Here is a 17710-nt window from a genome sequence, read left to right as displayed (position 1 = left end):
TGCCGTTCTCTCGCTAGAATCAGTTAGGCACTTTGGATCATGACGATAGGGGTGGGCAGCTTAGCGTGGACAGTTTGGAGTGATTTATGCGTGTTTTTAGACGGTCAAAAAATATTTTGGCTGACCAAGATACCCAATCTTCTAGACTACTTTAACCTTTATACCTGCCACACTTTACAATTAGTAATGTAGTCATGCTGCCCAAGCTAAAAGCAAAAATTTTAGTTCTGAGGAATTAAAATCTAGTCTGGACTAGCTTTGAGAGCAGATTTCCTCTACGTGACACTTGCAGGTGGTCGCCAACAGTTTGTTGCATTTAATCTAACAGAGCAATTATGAAAGATCTTACTCGCTATCGAAATATCGGCATCTTCGCTCACGTTGATGCTGGCAAAACCACCACCACTGAAAGAATCTTGAAGCTAACCGGAAAAATCCACAAAATCGGTGAGGTTCACGAGGGCGCAGCAACAACAGACTTCATGGCGCAAGAGCAAGAGCGCGGCATCACCATTCAGTCGGCTGCCACCACCTGCTTTTGGAACGAGCATCAACTGAACATTATTGATACTCCCGGTCACGTCGATTTCACCATTGAAGTTTACCGCTCCCTGAAGGTACTGGATGGTGGGGTTGGGGTTTTCTGTGGCTCTGGCGGCGTTGAGCCTCAGTCTGAAACGAACTGGCGCTATGCCAACGATTCTAAAGTGGCGCGCTTGATTTACATCAATAAGCTCGATCGCACGGGTGCTGACTTTTACCGCGTCGTCAAGCAGGTTGATCAAATCCTAGCCGCGAAGCCGTTGGTCATGGTATTGCCGATCGGCATTGAAGAAAAGTTCAGTGGCATGGTCGATTTGCTGACTCGGAAAGCCTGGATTTGGGATGATTCGGGCGATCCGTTAGGATACACCATTACCGATGTTCCGGCTGACATGGCTGAAATAGTCGAAACTTACCGCGAACAACTGATCGAGATGGCGGTTGAGCAAGATGATGCTGTCATGGAACAGTATTTGGAAGGCGAAGAGCCTAGCCTGGAAGATATCAAGCGGTGTATTCGGAAGGGCACTCGCGACCTGAAGTTTTTCCCGACCTATTGCGGTTCGTCGTTCAAAAACAAGGGCGTGCAGTTGGTGCTGGATGCCGTTGTGGATTATTTGCCTAACCCTATGGAAGTTCTCCCTCAGCCTGAGGTGGATTTGGAAGGAAATGAAACTGGGGCGTTTGCCATTGTTGATCCTGAGAAGCCGCTGCGGGCATTGGCATTTAAGATTATGGACGATCGCTTTGGCGCATTGACCTTTACTCGCCTTTACTCTGGCACGCTTTCTAAAGGCGATACGGTGCTGAACACTGCTACAGGCAAAACCGAGCGAATCAGCCGTTTGGTAGAAATGCACGCCAACTCTCGCGAAGAAATTGAGTCGGCACAGGCGGGCGATATTGTGGCGATCGTGGGTATGAAAAACGTTCGCACCGGGCATACCATTTGTGATCCCAAAAATCCGGCAACGCTAGAACCCATGGTTTTCCCAGAACCCGTGATTTCAATTTCGGTGAAGCCGAAGGTGAAAGGCGGCGAAGAAAAGATGGGCGCAGCGCTGACCAAAATGGTGCAGGAAGATCCCTCGTTCCACATGATGACGGATGAGGAGAGCGGCGAAACCATTCTGAAAGGCATGGGCGAGTTGCACCTGGATATTAAGGTGGATATTCTCAAGCGCACCCACGGCGTTGAGGTGGAAGTGGGCGAACCGCAGGTTGCTTACCGCGAGTCGATTACGAAGCGCCTCGAAGATGGCTATGTCCACAAAAAGCAGTCGGGTGGTTCCGGTCAGTACGCTAAAATCAACTACATTTTGGAACCGGGTGAACCGGGGACAGGCTTCTTGTTTGAGTCGAAAGTGACGGGGGGCAGCGTTCCTAGAGAATACTGGCCGGCGGTGCAAAAAGGCTTCGAGAGTTGTATTGATAAGGGCGTGTTGGCAGGATTTCCTTGCATGGACTTGAAGTTCACGCTGACAGAAGGTGGCTTTCACCCGGTTGACTCATCGGCGATCGCTTTTGAAATTGCTGCTAAAGCTGCTTACCGTCAAACCATGCCTAAAGCTGGGCCGCAGCTTCTAGAACCGATTATGAACGTCGATGTTTTTACCCCTGATGACTACATGGGCGACGTAATTGGTGACCTTAACCGCCGCCGAGGCATGATGAAATCTCAAGAGACTGGACAAACGGGTGCGCGCATTAAAGCTGATGTGCCGCTCAGTGAAATGTTTGGCTACATTGGCGATTTGCGCACCATGACTTCTGGGCGTGGACAGTTCTCAATGTCGTTCTCGCACTATTCACCTTGTCCTAGCAACATTGCTGAAGAGGTGATTAAGGAAGCGAAAGAGCGTCAGGCAGCCGCCGCCTCCTAACAGCTACCTTGCTCAAAACCCCTTTCCTTTAGGAGAGGGGTTTGGGGAGAGGTCTCTATCTGCGTTGGCGAAACCTAACCCCTAACCCCTTCCCTAAAGGGGCAGGGGAACTAGATTTTATTTATATCGTGATTCGGTTTTCTCAAAATGTTGAATACTTAATCCGCTTATGGAGCTAAGTTCTCTATCCGCAGAAATTATTTTCAGCCATTCCCATTCGGTTCTGGGTCACCTATCGTTACAGGGAAACCTTCAGCCCGGAGGCTATTTAGAATTTGAGGGTCAAACGTACCTGGTTTTAGAGCGGCGGCATCATTATCATCTCAAGGCAGGGCGTTACCAAATGAGTAAAGTTGCTCTCTACGTTCAAAAGTTTGATGCTCCAGCAGACATGAGCTTAGTGAATGGCTATTGGGTTATTGGTGATGTGACCTGTTTGTACAATGCCCGATCGGAACTGCTGCGATGCGCCATTAATCCAGAAGGCTCGTGCGATCGCTGCCTTCACCGCCAACCGATTCAAAGCTCTTAATGATGCACAACTCTTTTATCAGGATTAATCAGCCATTGTAAAAAAGATTGCAGGTAGATCGCCCTTTCCTGAAAGCGATCGCTGACCCGGATTTGGTAAATCGTTTTGCCTAAAAATTGATCTGATACTTTGGTTTCGGATAAAAGCTGCTGGTAGGTGCTATTCACCAGTGTCACTACTTCTGAATGGGTCTGCATTCTTTGTAAAATGGCGATCGGTAGAGGCGCATCAAGCAAACGGTGAGCCAGCAGCACACCCAAAAATAACATCCGTTGACACACCAGAATTTGCGATCGGGCTATGACTGCATCCCAATCTAGCTCGGGGCGAAGTCGCATAATTTCAGCAATATCGCATAGCCAAGTTAAGCGTTCCCAGCGATGGCGAGAACCGTGAACACAAAGAATAGGCAGCCATTCTTCAAGAGATAAATTGGCAATTTGAGTGCCTGCAAACAGATCAGGTTCTAGCCGTTCCCAAAAGTGCTTAGGTTCAATGACTGAAGTCGATCGCGGTGTAATTCGCCAGTGAAGTTCTACTGCTATTCTTTTATCGGTATGAATTAAGGTGTAGTTATGTTCATCTCGTGATTGTAAAAACGCTTCTTCTTCTAGTTCATTCATCTTATCTTTGGGGATATATCCCTGTTCAATAAGCAGTAACTTAGCGGGTAATACGTCTTGCTGCTGCACTACAATATCTAAGTCAAAATATTGCCGAAACGCTACACCCCCGTATACCGCATTGGCTAAAACGGGCCCTTTGTATGGCACAGCTGCAATCTGATGCTGATTGAACAGAGTTAAAATTTTGACGAGTTCTCCCGCCAACAGTAAACTGCGTTGCGTGTTGGCTTTAAATAAATGGCGTAATTGTTCAAAATCTGCCCCAGGCATTGCTTGAGGGGAGATGGCATGGAGATTTTTATACAGCAGTGGCATGACACCATGTCGATAAGCCAGTTGAATCACTGCTTGCCAGTCGAGATTTTGTTGAATAAGGGCTTGAATTCGTTGAGAGGTTTGCGGCTCAACTTGAACACGCGCACAGCAAAACATGAGTTCGTTTTCGGGACGAATACTGGCTTTTGGCTGACGAAGAGAGGGAGATAGGGTTTTCATAATCGGGTGAATGTTCAGCGTTAGGTGAATTTTGCAATAGGCTGCTGGGGTGCAACCGAAGAAGTTTGCATTTGAGTTTTCCAAGACTGGGCATACAGTCCGTCTTGGGCAAGCAGTTCATCATGGTTTCCTGATTCCACAATTTTTCCGGCACGCATCACATGAATTACATCAGCCCGCATGGCTAACGTAAAGCGATGAGTAATGACGATCGCGGTGCGTCCATTGGCTAAAGTCCGAAACCGCTCTAACCAATCAAACTCAGCCCAAGGATCCATGGCGCTAGTCGGTTCATCTAAAATAATTAACTGCGCCCGCCGTAAAAAGGCTCGTGCCAAGGCAAGGCGTTGCCATTCACCGCCGCTCAGATCGCTGCCCCCTGGGAACCATTTTCCGAGTAAGGAACCATAGCCTTGAGGTAAACGCGTAATTTTGTCATGAATGCCTGCATCTTTGGCGGCTCGTTCTATTTCAGCAGGGCTGGGCGTTGTGGATAAATCTCCCAGGGCTAAGCTTTCGGCGGCAGTGACGTAGTAGGGGATGGGATTTTGAAACAGAACTGTGATCATACTGCGCAGGTCTGCGACTGAAAATGAACGTAGGTCAATCCCATCCAGTTCAATGCCACCAGCTTGAGGATCATAAAAACGACAGAGAAGTTTAATGAGCGTACTTTTACCTGCACCGTTGTCGCCGACAATGGCAACAATCTTGCCAGATGGAATGGTGAGATTAAAATCTTCCAGGGTTGCGTCTTGGCTGCCAGGATATTGAAAGGTTACTTGGCGAAAGGTGACGCTTTTTTTAAGTGGGGAAGGAACGGCGAGAGGCTGAGGCGGATCGGTAATTTCAGGGCTAAGTTCTAAAAACTCAAACAAATTACTAATAAATAAGCTATTTTTGTAGATTTGCCCCAGGTTGCCTAGCAACGATTTAATGATGAGTTGCCCTTTGTTAAAGGCCTGATAAAAAAGTGCTAAATCACCTAGCGTGACTAGACCGAGCAGGACTTGGCGACCCATCCAGGTCATGGTTCCAGCCGCGATCACCAAAGCGATCGCCCCTGCCATCAAGCGGCTTAGGGTTTGGTCGCGTAGAAGGGTCATGGTTTCACGACGCAGCCGTTGCCGTAGACGCTGATAGGCAGTTTGAAAAAAAGAGCCAAAATTGAAGAGGCGCAGTTCGGCGGCTACCCAACTATTTGTTAGTAGAGAATCGTAGTAGTGCAACCGGCGGCGATCGATCGTTGTCCGCTGCGACCATTGGTACTGTCGGATATTGAGCCGGAGGGCGACATAAAAAGCAGGGAGGGCGCTAATAAACAGAAGGATGGGCAACCATTGACCATAGGGGAGCAAAATCGCTGCCATTGCCAGCAGGGTAATGATATTTTGAACCAGACTGCCTGCGTTTTCCAACAATGCAAGCGGTCGTGTCGTGGCTCCTTCACGGGCTTGCTCAAGGCGATCATTGTAGTCAGAAGATTCGTAGCAACCGTAGTCAATGCGAACCGACTGCTGATGAACCAGTCCGCTAATATAATCTTGCACGAGATCAGATTGAGCAGTTCGCACCCATTCGCTAACGCCTTGCAGCACTTCCGTCATCAGGATGACGATCGCCATGAGTGTTGCCGGAAGCAAAATCACTTGTACGCTTTCCCAAGAAACCCCTGAACCCACCGCTACTAGCAATTGGTTGACCAAGGTGCGAGTCAAATAAACAGTAACGGCGGGTAAAATACCTTGAATAACGAGCAGGACACTCCAAATAATAGTCCAATGCTTTGATGCAGACCAGATTAGACGAAATGTTCTAGGAAAGTAAGAGATCTGAGCAGCATAACGTTTAATATTATTGACAAACATTGTAGAACACTCCTGATCATGATCTCTTACCGTTCATTACATTGCACAAAATATCTAGCAATTAAACGCAATGTGTGCCTCTATGAACTCGGCTGTCTCTGTGAGTTGAGATAAATTGTTAGGGCGTAATAACCGCCAAATAGCAACTTGTTGAGAGAGTTGAGTTAGTTTCAAAAAATGAGTAGCGCGATCGCTCTTTAGCAATTCTTCACCAAAGCGAGTAATGTAAGAATTCCGCATTAAGTAAAGTAAAACTTCTTGGGGTGGCATTCGCTGAATTTCAACTTTGTCTCCCCGACCGAGTACAAAAATGTGCTGAAGTGGAACGACGGTATTAATGAATTCTTCAGTCAGCCGACAATCTCGTTTATCTAAATGAGGAACGAGGGGCGGAAAGTCATCAGGATGATTTCCAAGAAAAGTCACAGCATCTAGCCATAGTTTGAGTTGAGGGAAGGCTGGGATAACCTGCTGCTCTGAATCACTGGCGGTAAGTGCTACAACATCATCTGCTAGAAGCCGATGCCCGCGCTGACAAAGAGCAGCGGCGATCGTAGATTTGCCCCAGCCTTTGTCGCCTGTAAATACAACCGCTGCTCCATGAATAGCAACAGCGCTGGCATGTAAAATAAAATGCCCCCGTTGATGCAGCAGCACACCCATGGCTGCTCCTAAAATAAACAACCGTAACCGACTTTCATCGGCTTCTGGGAGCGGATCGATGATAATTTCTTTACCATTACGAATTAAAAATGTGCCGATCTCCTGCCAGAATAAATACATGCCATCGGGAGTCATTTGAAAACTATGGGCACTTGAATGATCGAGTGGGCTAGACAGTACCCCAAACTGAACGATCGCATCTACCTGAGGGTTAGCGCTCACAACTAATTCTGGCAACAGAATATCAGAACAAATATTAATGCCATACGCCGTATAAAAAAACGACGGTTGAGCGGGTGCTGTTTTAGAGGTGGATGTTGTAGCCAAGACGCGATCGGGTAGATTAATTTTCATAGAACTGAAGATTTTAAGAACCTAAAGAAGTCTGTCGAGGCTGTTCGCCTAAGCTTAAGCCTCGACAGGTTAGCGCTTACTAAGAAGCAACTGTTACAACACCAGCGGGGCCTACGGGAGTACCAGCAGGAACATCTGTGTTGCTAAAGCCACCCTGTTGGGTGATGGTTTCAACATTGCCATGAACAGTTAGTTCAGGCTTGACATAGAGACGATTAGAAGACATGACTTTCTCCTTAAATTTAGGTTGACTTAACAGAACCTGGTCGGGTTCATCAATACAGCCATTGGGAACTATCTTCGATAAAAAGTAATTCCAAAATAGCTGGGCTGTCGGTTGTTTTTGAATTCTCAACCGACAGAATAGCCATTTGAGTTCTAGATGTATGATCTAAGTCGGTTCTTGTCACGCCTCCGTTACGTCTGCAACGTTACATCCAAATCCTTTTTCCTTCATCCACAGAGATAAACTCAATGCCTGCCAGAGGCTAGATATATCATTTTCCTGAGAATTACTGTTTATAAAACGTTCACAGGAGTGTTGTAAGTTTGTTTGATTGAGATAGGTAGAACTGTCCTGAGAAGTATTCAAAAAGAGTTCTGTTAGTCGTTCTCTTTCGTAGGTTAATAGACCATACGTAAAGCTTGAACCCAAGTTTGCCTTACCGCGTCGCCACTGCACGGCATCAGGCAGAATTCCTGCCATGGCTCGACGCATGATCATTCTTGTCCAGCCTTGTTCCATTTTTTGCTCAGGTGGAATTGCCAGACAAAACTCAACCAGTCGTTTATCCCAAAAAGGAAATCGAAGTTCAATTGAAAATGCTGCTGCCGCATGATCTAGCACTTCTAGGGTGTAAGGCATGACACCTCGAACTAAGCTGTAATAGTGTGCGGCTTTGGCGGGTGATAATTTTTGGGGGAACGGGATAGGTTTATTTTTGCGTCGGGCTTCTAGATTTAGGCGCTGAATAAAATTAGGATGGATTGCGTGAGTCCAGGATAAGGTATTGGATAATTTGGAGGAACTTATTTTGCGATCGATCGCCCTCCCAACCCGTTTCAGAAACCGAAGGGGCAATATTTTTGCAATGACGGGTTGAACGCCATAGCGCCAAAACAAAGTTTTAAATGTTCCTCGAAACTGTTGATCAAAGTTTTGGTTCAGGCCTCGAATTTCTCGATAAAGCCTTAGCCAGAGACAGCTTTGGGCAAGTTCTAATAAATAGCTAGTGCCATGGGAAACGGTGCTGTCGCCATCAAATCCGTCTAAGATAACCCTAGTATGGTGAGCTTGTGCAACGCGGTAGAGGCTCCAATTTAAAAACAAGTTGTAGGCAAAAAGGGGTTGATCTTGGTGCCAAAGCACTTGTTCGATATCTACCAGCGGACTAACCTGATCTCCGTACACATAATGAGGATCAAATTTTCCTTGCTCAAGGACAGGGTTAATATAGGCGCGTTCATCACATTCAGGCACATCATCAAAGATGGCTGAGAACGTAGAAAGATGGCGATCGGACTCAATTAAACGACCTGCCATACAAGCGATCGAAGAGGAATCTAAGCCTCCACTCAACATAGCCCCTACTGGCAAAGCACTTCTTAATCTACAGCGAACTGCTTCTGCAAAGATCCTTTGAAGTTCTTGAGCATATTGCTCAGGAGTCTCGAATTGTAAGGTCTGTTCGGGGTCGAGCGCCCAGTAGGCATTGACTTGACCACCCGTTGAACGAACGGTTAGACAATGGGCAGGCGGAAGCCGCAAAACTTCCTGATAAAATGTAATTTCTTTATCGTCGAATTGAGTGAGAAGATAGTCTGCAACACGTTCTTCATTCAAATGTTGAGGAACTATTGCAACTTCAAACAGAGCCTTGATTTCAGATGCAAATACCCAGGTTTGGCTAGATGCGTAGTAGTAAAACGGCTTGACTCCAAAATGGTCACGGGCGCAGAACAATTGCTGATTTTTCTGATCCCAGATGGCGAATGCAAAATCTCCTAACAAATACTTCGCACAATCTTCGCCCCATTGTCGATATGCAGAAAGAATTAAATCGCTATCGGTAATTTTTTCGACAGGCAAGTTTCTCAATTCTAGTGACTGAATTAACTCCTCCCGATTATCAATTCGTGCATCTGCGGTCAGCACTAAGCCGTCACTCTGAAGCGGCAATTGTTCTAATAACGACTCTGGTGTTGTCCATAGCATTCGATGCCCCAACCCGATCGCCCCTTCCTGCCAAATTCCAGACCCATCTCTACCTCGATGGGTTAAAATATCAGCCATTCGTGTTAAATCTTGACGCTTTACCGATTGATTATCAAGATTGTAAATTCCCAAAATACCACTCATAACTTGACTCCTTCGAGAGACGGTAGTGGTAGATATCGTGCGAGATCCTTTAACTGACCGATGACGACGCGACCTTGATACTCAACCCAGGCATGGGCTTCTAACTGCCCTGCTGCTGCTTTCGCGACTCCAATGCGCAGATCCGGGAGATATCCTTGTCGGTGCAATAACACTTGGGTTGTTAGGGCACGGGCAAGACATTTTGCGCCTCCTGGCATGTACTGGCTGCTAACATTCACCCGCCAAACAATGTGGCTGATTGGGTAGTCAGGTGAGACTGGTGAGCCGCCTTTTTGAGATATCTGCAAGGGATTGCTTAACCTTTGAACTAGCTTTAACACTAGCCGAAAGGGCAGTAGCCATAAACTTAGCCTAATTAATGAGAGCAGCAAAAAGGCGTTGAGCAGGTGAAGGCGATCGCTTCCCGACATTTGAGCTAAACTCTTGAGCCTATGCAGATGTTTCATGGCTAATGTTGACCAATCCAGCGGCTTGTAATTCTTGCAGAAGTTGGAGAAGATCTTGAGTACAAATTTCGGACTCAACATCGTACTCTTGAAGTAAACTATGCTGAATTGCTTGAATCGTGCAGGGTTGTTGAATAAGATGCCAAATTTTTGCTCCGACCTCATTTAAGCCGTAGTAGATGCCTGACGTTAAATCGAGGATGACTGCTTCTCCGGCAAGATTAGAAGAAATCTGACCTTGCGTGGCAGCAACGACGTTGTGGAGTGCAGGCAAATTGGTTTTTAACGGTGTCATTGGTTTCCCCTGTTTAAGGTTGAATGCTGCAAGAGCCTGTCTGGTTTTAGCTGTGAGTGAGGCTAGAGCATAATATGGTTAGCGTTGACATGTAATAGAAATGTACGGTTGAATTGAATGGGCTGAGGTCACGAGTGCAGTCGTGAGTGCTAAGTGGTCGTCAATAACCTAATACAAGCTAACCAGTAAATTTACTCAAATGCCTAACCTTGAATTTTCCCTGTCCTAAAAAGTTTCTAAGAGCTATAAATCCACGTATTTTCCAGTTTTGGCTCAATTTAGGTATCAAGAATCATTGACCACTTCCCTTTGCGGTTGGGGCAATGTTGAATCCGGATAAATTGTTGAGCGAGTCAGTAAATACATTTAAACCTTAAAGTTTTTATAGACATCTTGATAAAAGTCGGCAAAAATGTTTAGCTCAGTAAGGGTTTTTACAGTTGTGCTGAGTGTGCCCCAATAGTCCAGACCTACTGAAATCTACTGAGTCTTTCAGTTAAATTGGAACAAGCTTTATTGAAAATTGATACTCAGCTGCCGGATTGTAAAGCTGAGATATAGACTGCTTCAAAACATCCTGATGAGCGGCTGTTAGTTGTGCATGGGTGAGGTACGGGTTGATTCGACCCAAGCTGTACCCGGTTAAATGGAGGATATTGCAACCATGGAAGCAAGGCTATTCGCTTTACCATATTGTCAAAATGACAGGAATGCCTCACCGGATGGCAACAGTGTTACGTCGCCATTTTCTCCTGCGGCTCCTGTGTCGAGAAAGAGAACAGCTTTCAGTGTTCCTAGTTCTACCCTCTCACTTCATTCTTCTGGCATTCCTAAACCTCAGCTTGTGGTGTTGCCCCAACCTCCTTCTTTACCCCAGCCGCTTTCTCTACCGGCTTATTCAGCCTCAGATTCTTCGCCGCAACGGGCTGCTATAGCTGTGGGCTTGGCGATCGCAGCTACAGCAGGAGCTTTAACCCAGGTTCTAAGTCAAGCTCCTGTTTACGAAGGCTCCGTTGAGCTTGCAGCCCAGACCATAGCACCGACTGACCGATACAATGATTCCGTTCAGCAAGCCCAGTCCAATATCTCTCCGCCTAGCCTTATGGTGGATATTTCAACTGCGGACATTTCAACTGATGTCCTGACTAGTCCGCGCTTGATTGATCCGGTGATTCAGCAACTTCAACTTCCGCAGCTTAGCTACCAATCTTTAGTAAAGAACCTGGCTCTAACCACAGAGGGTGGACGAATTTTGGTTCGCTATCGAGATGCTGATCCACAACGGGTACAGGCAGTACTCTCTCAATTAACTCAGTCTTACATCAGCTATGGACAGGAGTGCCAGGGCAGCACCTGTAGAGGTGTGAAGTCTGTGGAAGACCAGATTCCTCAATCACAAGCTCGACTTCAAAACCTTAGAACTGAGATTGAGCAGCTTCATCAGCAGTATGGAGTTGATAATTTACAAGTCCAGTTAAAGCTGTTAGAAACTCGTACTGCCGATGTAGCGAAACAAGAACTTCAACTTCAAGGCAAGTTAGCGGAAGCCCAGCAGATTTATACTCAGTTTTCCCAACGGCTTGCTTTGAAACCAGTTGAGGCACCTCAAACAGCAGCGGGTCAAGCGGCAGGTGGTCAGCCATCGGTAGAAATTCCTAATCAACTGTTGAGCCAAGACTCGCGCTACCGCATGTTGCTGACTCAATTTCAAGCTCTAGAGCAACAATTAGGCAAGCAGTTTGCTAACTTAGGCGGCGGCGATCGCAATGATATTCAAGCTCTCCAGGCTCAGCATCAGCGGGTAACGAATCAGCTTTTGCAGCAGAGCCAGTCTCTGTTACCGCAGTATTTGGCTAACCCAGGAGCGAATACCCGAAATCCTATTTTTCAAAATGCAGTCAGTTTACAGCTTTTGCAGCAGTCAATTCTAACGCTGAACTCTATCCAAATCATGCAGGCACGGCAGTCAACCTTAACGCTGGCAAAACAAGATTTAGAGCAGCAGCGATCGCAGATGATTCGGTTACTGGGTCAGTATGATCAACTCCGACAAAAGCTAGATTTGGAAACTGATGCATTACAGCGGCATTTTAACAACTTGAAGGCATTGCAAAAGCAAGCGCAGCCAGAGATTGAGCTTAAAGTGACAGCGCCGCCTGATATCATGCGCGATCGCTCGGGGCAGCCTGTTGCTACGGTTCCAAATCTGCAAAGGAACCTGGGAATTGGAGCTATTTTGGGTGCACTCCTAGGAATTGGCGTTATGGCAACCACAGAGCGGCGAAAAGTCCAATCGACTGAACTCACTGAGTTTGGAAATATGCCTGTAGATGCTCTGATGAACCGGGCAAAGCAGTTAGCAGACATGCAGTTGCAAGCACAGTTTGCACGGGCGGCATAACGGGTTGCTTGTAGGGTTGCTCAATAAAACCGATATTACATTAGAATCTTGCCTGCAAACTTTTCGATTATTTCCAGAACAGTTTGTGATCTGTTGCGCCTTTGAGCGTGTGCCTTTAGATCAATATCAGTCAAGCAGAGCTTGTTACACTATGTCATGAAGGCTGACTTAGGCATCTTTTCATGAGTCGTACGATCGTTTGGTTCCGGCGAGATTTACGAGTGTCTGATCATGCGCCTCTGTATCGAGCCGCGTTAAGGGGATCTGTAGTTCCAGTGTTTGTGTTCGATCGCGCTCTTCTGCACCACCCCGAAACGGCTCCGGCTCGGGTGGCTTTTATGTTGAGTTGCCTCCATCATGTTGACCAAGATTTACGGCAGCAAGGTGGACGCTTGATTTTACGTTACGGTGATCCGGTAGAAATTTTGCCCCAATTAATTCGTGAAACTCAAGCCGATGGCATCTATGCGTACATAGACTATGAACGGATTTATGGACGGGTGCGCGATGCTCGCTTGAATCAAGCGTTACTGGAACAGGGAATGAAGATTCGGTGGTTTGAAGCGATCGCCAGTACGCCAGATTTACTTCCTTATCCTGCATATCGTGATCTTTGGTACAAAGATATGCGAGCAGAGCTAGTTCCCACCCCCAGCCAAATTTCTGTTCCTTCAGAGGTAAGCAGCGAACCCTTGCCCGACCTAGCAAAGTTAGGACTTGTGGCTGATACAAAGGTGATACCGACTGGGGGCACTCAAGCCGCGCGATGTTTGCTGAATGAATTTTTTGCAGAAAAGGTCGATCGCTATTATTGGCAGCTTTCGTATCCGGGGGCAGAGGCAACTACTGGGCTGAGTCCTTATCTTAAGTTTGGGGCAATTTCAATTCGGGAATGTTTTCAGACAGCAGAGCAGCACCCGTTAACGAGCGCCAAGGCAGAACGGAGTCGGCAGCAGTTAATTTCGAGGCTGCGATGGGGGAGTGGATTCGCTCAGCGGTTTCGCTATTTGCCTCAGTTAGAAGTGCGATCGCTCTACAGTATTTTTGATCAAGAGGGATGGGAGTTTGACGAAACTCTTTATCAAGCTTGGCAGCAGGGGCAAACGGGTTTTCCCATTATTGATGCAGCAGCTCGATGTTTACAGGCAACAGGCGGCTGGCAGCAGCTTAACTTTCGCGTGCGGGCAATGTACTCCAGCTTCTTGAGCAACCTTCTGAGAATGGATTGGCGGTACGGAGCGCTACATTTTATGAGACATCTGTTGGATGGCGATTGTCCAATTGATCATTATCAGTGGGCAATGCAGTCTGGCGTGACCCATTGTGTCGATAAAACTTGGACTAGAATTTACAACCCAGAACAAACAGCAGTCGATCGCTGTGATCCAGAAGGTCTATTTATCAAGCGCTGGGTTCCAGAATTAGCCCACCTAAGCCCCGAAGATCTGGGACTTCCTCCCTCTTTACTTTTAAAGGATTATCCATCTCCCATCCTTAATTACAAACAGGCGCGTCAGCAGCGAGTTAAACAATTAGAACAACAGCGTCAGTTATTTTTGCATCAACAAAATGTCGTTCCCTATCTTGCTCATTTACCGAGTTCATTTATGCCTTTTGGTGCAGAAAGGTTCGGCAGCGAAGTAGGTTGGGCGAAGGCTCAAAACCTTCAGCTTTTTCCACCGCCGCTCAATTTAGATAATTTGGATCTTGAGCAATCCTATGCTTTGCGCACCTGGTTTGTAGCCCATGTCAATATTAAATCTCACAAGCCTCGACAGTCTGGAAAAAAGGCTCCAAAGGCTGATGACTTTATGCAGTTGAATCTTCTATCTTAATGGGCAAGAAAACCGCTTATAAAGCGGTCTTCCAGAAACACTCACAACACAGGAATTGCCATGGACTCCTACACCCCCGTCAGCTGCGATTTTCAAGATGAACTGGAGGCGATCGCAACGCTGCGCCAAACCTGCCGGATTGTTTATCATACTGAGGCAAATACCACTAGCGAGGTTGAAGGGCGAATTGCAGATATTTATGCTGCCAATCATGCCGACTATGTGAAGCTAGAAGATGACACCGTTATTCGACTCGATCAAATTATTTCGGTCAATGATAAGCGGGTTTCTTCGGGTGACAATGAGCCAAATTAAGGGCAGTCACGCCTAATCCTCTAACCACAGGTTTGAGCAGAAGCAACTGGTCAAATACCTAGAAATTATGCCAAAAAGCAATAGCAGATGCACGCAGCAATCTAACCTTAACTCAAAGATTTCTAAAAAACCTTCAAGACATCAATGATCAACGCTTTGATGGCTCAGGCGGGATTTGAACCTGCGACCTTGGGCTTATGAGTCCCCTGCTCTAACCAACTGAGCTACTGAGCCGAATACACTATCGCTGATGAAATCAACCTTAATTAAGGTATCACATTGGTGTAGCGATCGCCACACTTCAGCCTTCTAGGTTAGCTGGCATTGAACCAAAAATTAATTCAATGCCAGCTAAAACTTTTCTACTTCTGCGGCAAATAAGCGATCGGATCAACCGACCCGCCATCCGTTGCTGTACGCACCTCAAAGTGTAAGTGAGGCCCGGTACTATACCCCGTGCTACCCATCTCTGCAATCTGCTCACCTTGCTTCACTTTCTGCCCTGCTCGTACAAGGCTTTTATTCAAGTGTGCATAGCGGGTTAAACTGCCATCTGGATGACGAATTTCTACTAAGTTGCCGTAGCCTCCTGAGTTCCACTCAGAGTACTCAATCACTCCGTCAGCAGCGGCAAAGATGGGTGTACCCACATCTGCAGCAATGTCAATGCCAGCGTGCATTCTGCCCCAGCGCCAGCCGTAGCCAGAAGTCAGCAGACCTTTTGCAGGCCAGAGGTAGCCATTAAAAGAGGGTGCACCTTCAGGTAGGAAACTCTCTTCGCCCTGAAGAGGCGGCAGGTCAGGAGATACCATCCTCCCGGTGACGGGCTGGAGCAGGGGAGCATAGCTCTCGGCTCCTGCTGGGGCAGCCGCAACTTGCTGAGGCTGTGGGGCTGATGTAGATGTTTGGGGTCTTTCAGCCGCCGGAACTTGAATGGGAATGACCTGCGATCGGGCAGTGCGCCTTGAAGGTTGAGCAGCCTGAACAGGATTGAGTCCACCTGGATTAAACTGCGTGCTAACTGAAGGTGTCGGTAAATTCGACGCGGCAACTTGCACCGATTCAGGAATAGGAGTGCTGGAGGCTGTAGCAACTGGAGTAGCAGTACGATGCCGCTCTCTCAAAACCTTGATTTCAGATAAAAGAGTTTCAACATGAGGATCAAGCCCTGATGGTGAAGGTGAGGTTAGGCTACCACCAATACTTGGGCTGGATTGAGTAACTGGTGCGGGATTGGCCACTGTAACCGTGCTGGGCACTACACTCAAACGGGTAGCAACTTGCTGAGAAGGTGCAGCCTGACGAACACGTGGCGCTGGGGCAGAGGTCATGGCTTGAATAGTCGGAACTCTTAATATTTGCCCAACGAAGATAAAATTTGGGTCGCTAATGCGATTGGCTTGAACTAAGGTCGATGGGGAAATGTTGTGAGCGCTAGCGATCTGAGCAACTGTATCGCCAAGATTAACTTGGTAAGAAACCATTTCAGGCTTGGGGTTGGCTGCGACCTGTTGAACGTTGGGACGCACAGTTGGCTGCGAAACCCGAAGCTGTGAAACCTGAACAGGAGCAGAAACGAGCGGGGCAGCAGCCGAAGCAGGGCTAGGAACCTGTGTAATCAGGCCTGCTTCGGGAGGAACCGTCACAGCTTGATTAGTACGTAGCCCATCAGGAGCAGATAAGTTGCTGACAGCTAGTTGATTTGAGCCACTACTGGAAAGCGTCACAGTATCAGCAGCTTCACTAGGTTGATTTTGATAGTCTCTAGTGTATGAAGGCTTGGAGGCGATTGTAGATGTCTCTGATATAGCAGCTTCGCCAGAAGATATCCCTTCAGCTTTGGCAGCTTGATCCTTTGTTTTGAGATCTGCTAAAGACTGACGCAGCTTCTCTTGTTGCTGTCTCAGCCGATCGAGGCTAACGTTACGTTGAACTTGAGCAACTTCAACCTTAGAGGTTTCAGCTTTGGCACTAGGTTGAGTCGGGGTGACCGCAAGGCTACTTAAGTCTGCTGATGCAACCCGTTGAGGGGAGCGAAGGGTAGAAAACTCAACAGATCGTTGTGCTTCAGTCGCATCAACTTCAGAAACAGCGGTTGGAATTTTGATAGCTTGCCCAACTCTAACGATGTCGCTAGCTTTGAGAGAATTGGCAGTTGCGATCGCTTCTACGCTGACTTGATAGCGCTGAGCCAATTGCCAAAGCGTTTGACCTTTAACCACTATGTGCTCAGTCATCGTGGCTGCAGGTGCAGTAGATGCTGAGGGAACTAGCGAAAGTGTTGCAGTGTCAGTAGGGGTTGGCTCGGCTGCCGTCGCTCCTTCGTTTTGACGAGGAATGAGCAAGCTAGATGCACCCATGGAGAGCGCTAATCCAATCATGGCTGCGGAAGTGCGCTTTTTACGCTTAACGCCGTTAACCATTTGCTCTTGCTGTTCTACCGAACCTTCAACTTGACTTGGAGAGTATTCAACAGGCTTGACCCTCTGCAAATGTGCTCGCTTCAAAGAAAAAACCTCCTAAATGAGCAGCGTTTAACTGTGTTGGCAATCTGTACTTCGTTCTAATGCCTTCCGTGATTCAAGTCACACTGATTGTAAGACCTGAGTCATAGAGATAAAAGCATTACCTAGGTAAGATTACCTCTGTCTTTTGACTTAGACAAGCTTACACCAGTTGCCAAAAAATTCAACACTTGACTATGTAGAACAAGCTAAAACATTAAACTCGTGCTGCAATGACAGTTCTACTCTCTCATTTGGCATCGTAAGTTTGTCTACAACGGCACAGTCTACCCTACTACTATTTGAATGGCATCCAAGTAATACCTACATCTAGTCTATTTCTTTATAAAAAGACATTGCAAAGGGTCATGTTTCAGGAAACCTTATTAGGTTTGTAATAACCTTGAAAGCCTTGCTTAGAAACGGGTATAGGCCGAGAAAAAAATTTGATGTTTAAGATTTTTTGAATTATATTTTCATATTAACTTTGGTTTGAAACCCTCAATTGATTAGGCTAATCAGTTCGTTGAAAACGGTTGATCTTACGGATGACGAACTGTTTTTAAGGAG

The 17710-nt window shown here is 46.9% G+C and carries 13 protein-coding genes and 1 tRNA gene; 5 read left to right on the top strand and 9 right to left on the bottom strand.

What is annotated here, in order from left to right; translation table 11 throughout:
- The first annotated feature begins 332 nt into the window (after window positions 1–332).
- Complete coding sequence (gene fusA, locus KME11_12955) at window positions 333–2426, top strand: elongation factor G (GenBank protein MBW4516116.1); 2094 nt, start codon at window positions 333–335, stop codon at window positions 2424–2426.
- A 169-nt stretch (window positions 2427–2595) separates the two neighbouring features.
- On the top strand, window positions 2596–2958 hold the full coding sequence (locus tag KME11_12950; protein ID MBW4516115.1) for a hypothetical protein: 363 nt from the start codon (window positions 2596–2598) through the stop codon (window positions 2956–2958).
- On the opposite strand, the gene KME11_12945 is transcribed toward KME11_12950, so the two are convergent.
- The 7 genes from KME11_12945 to KME11_12915 all read right to left on the bottom strand — a co-directional run bounded on the left by KME11_12945 (window position 2955) and on the right by KME11_12915 (window position 10085).
- Window positions 2955–4079 (bottom strand): nucleotidyltransferase family protein, encoded by a 1125-nt coding sequence (locus KME11_12945; GenBank protein ID MBW4516114.1) that lies wholly within the window; start codon window positions 4077–4079, stop codon window positions 2955–2957. The two genes, KME11_12950 and KME11_12945, sit on opposite strands and share 4 nt — an antisense overlap.
- A 20-nt stretch (window positions 4080–4099) precedes the next feature.
- The gene (locus KME11_12940; protein MBW4516113.1) at window positions 4100–5947 is read right to left on the bottom strand and encodes an ABC transporter ATP-binding protein/permease; all 1848 of its coding nucleotides are present in this window, start codon (window positions 5945–5947) and stop codon (window positions 4100–4102) included.
- A gap of 54 nt (window positions 5948–6001) precedes the next feature.
- Window positions 6002–6964 (bottom strand): hypothetical protein, encoded by a 963-nt coding sequence (locus KME11_12935; protein MBW4516112.1) that lies wholly within the window; start codon window positions 6962–6964, stop codon window positions 6002–6004.
- Between the two features lie 79 nt (window positions 6965–7043).
- Entirely contained in the window at window positions 7044–7190 is a 147-nt protein-coding gene (locus tag KME11_12930) for a lasso RiPP family leader peptide-containing protein (GenBank protein ID MBW4516111.1), read from the bottom strand.
- A gap of 180 nt (window positions 7191–7370) precedes the next feature.
- On the bottom strand, window positions 7371–9323 hold the full coding sequence (locus tag KME11_12925; GenBank protein MBW4516110.1) for a lasso peptide isopeptide bond-forming cyclase: 1953 nt from the start codon (window positions 9321–9323) through the stop codon (window positions 7371–7373).
- The gene (locus tag KME11_12920) at window positions 9320–9754 is read right to left on the bottom strand and encodes a lasso peptide biosynthesis B2 protein (protein ID MBW4516109.1); all 435 of its coding nucleotides are present in this window, start codon (window positions 9752–9754) and stop codon (window positions 9320–9322) included. The genes KME11_12925 and KME11_12920 overlap by 4 nt, the downstream gene beginning before the upstream one ends.
- Window positions 9755–9773: 19 nt before the next feature.
- The gene (locus KME11_12915) at window positions 9774–10085 is read right to left on the bottom strand and encodes a lasso peptide biosynthesis PqqD family chaperone (protein MBW4516108.1); all 312 of its coding nucleotides are present in this window, start codon (window positions 10083–10085) and stop codon (window positions 9774–9776) included.
- Window positions 10086–10731: 646 nt separating this feature from the next.
- Between KME11_12915 and KME11_12910 the strand changes: the two genes are divergently transcribed.
- The 3 genes from KME11_12910 to KME11_12900 all read left to right on the top strand — a co-directional run bounded on the left by KME11_12910 (window position 10732) and on the right by KME11_12900 (window position 14636).
- Complete coding sequence (locus KME11_12910; GenBank protein MBW4516107.1) at window positions 10732–12486, top strand: hypothetical protein; 1755 nt, start codon at window positions 10732–10734, stop codon at window positions 12484–12486.
- Window positions 12487–12668: 182 nt separating this feature from the next.
- Complete coding sequence (locus KME11_12905; GenBank protein MBW4516106.1) at window positions 12669–14321, top strand: DNA photolyase family protein; 1653 nt, start codon at window positions 12669–12671, stop codon at window positions 14319–14321.
- Between the two features lie 60 nt (window positions 14322–14381).
- Entirely contained in the window at window positions 14382–14636 is a 255-nt protein-coding gene (locus KME11_12900; protein MBW4516105.1) for a hypothetical protein, read from the top strand.
- 160 nt (window positions 14637–14796) lie between these two features.
- Here KME11_12900 and KME11_12895 read toward each other — a convergent pair.
- Window positions 14797–14870 (bottom strand) — tRNA-Met (locus KME11_12895).
- A 128-nt stretch (window positions 14871–14998) separates the two neighbouring features.
- Window positions 14999–17143 carry a peptidoglycan DD-metalloendopeptidase family protein gene (locus tag KME11_12890; GenBank protein ID MBW4516104.1) on the bottom strand — a complete coding sequence of 715 codons (2145 nt, stop codon included), beginning with the start codon at window positions 17141–17143 and terminating at the stop codon, window positions 14999–15001.
- Between the last annotated feature and the right edge of the window lie 567 nt (window positions 17144–17710).

The sequence above is a fragment of the Timaviella obliquedivisa GSE-PSE-MK23-08B genome (genome assembly GCA_019358855.1).
In the GTDB taxonomy this organism is placed as follows: Bacteria; Cyanobacteriota; Cyanobacteriia; order Elainellales; family Elainellaceae; genus Timaviella; species Timaviella obliquedivisa.
The sequence above is the reverse complement of the archived record's forward strand: the minus strand, read 5'-3'. Positions and strand labels throughout refer to the sequence as shown.

What these genes read in the sequence shown, in the direction of transcription:
- KME11_12950 (MBW4516115.1), top strand. Translation starts at nt 2,596, where the DNA reads ATGGAGCTAAGTTCTCTATCCGCAGAAATTATTTTCAGCCATTCCCAT.
- KME11_12945 (MBW4516114.1), bottom strand. Translation starts at nt 4,079, where the DNA reads ATGAAAACCCTATCTCCCTCTCTTCGTCAGCCAAAAGCCAGTATTCGT.
- KME11_12940 (MBW4516113.1), bottom strand. Translation starts at nt 5,947, where the DNA reads ATGTTTGTCAATAATATTAAACGTTATGCTGCTCAGATCTCTTACTTT.
- KME11_12935 (MBW4516112.1), bottom strand. Translation starts at nt 6,964, where the DNA reads ATGAAAATTAATCTACCCGATCGCGTCTTGGCTACAACATCCACCTCT.
- KME11_12930 (MBW4516111.1), bottom strand. Translation starts at nt 7,190, where the DNA reads ATGTCTTCTAATCGTCTCTATGTCAAGCCTGAACTAACTGTTCATGGC.
- KME11_12925 (MBW4516110.1), bottom strand. Translation starts at nt 9,323, where the DNA reads ATGAGTGGTATTTTGGGAATTTACAATCTTGATAATCAATCGGTAAAG.
- KME11_12920 (MBW4516109.1), bottom strand. Translation starts at nt 9,754, where the DNA reads ATGTCGGGAAGCGATCGCCTTCACCTGCTCAACGCCTTTTTGCTGCTC.
- KME11_12915 (MBW4516108.1), bottom strand. Translation starts at nt 10,085, where the DNA reads ATGACACCGTTAAAAACCAATTTGCCTGCACTCCACAACGTCGTTGCT.
- KME11_12910 (MBW4516107.1), top strand. Translation starts at nt 10,732, where the DNA reads ATGGAGGATATTGCAACCATGGAAGCAAGGCTATTCGCTTTACCATAT.
- KME11_12905 (MBW4516106.1), top strand. Translation starts at nt 12,669, where the DNA reads ATGAGTCGTACGATCGTTTGGTTCCGGCGAGATTTACGAGTGTCTGAT.
- KME11_12900 (MBW4516105.1), top strand. Translation starts at nt 14,382, where the DNA reads ATGGACTCCTACACCCCCGTCAGCTGCGATTTTCAAGATGAACTGGAG.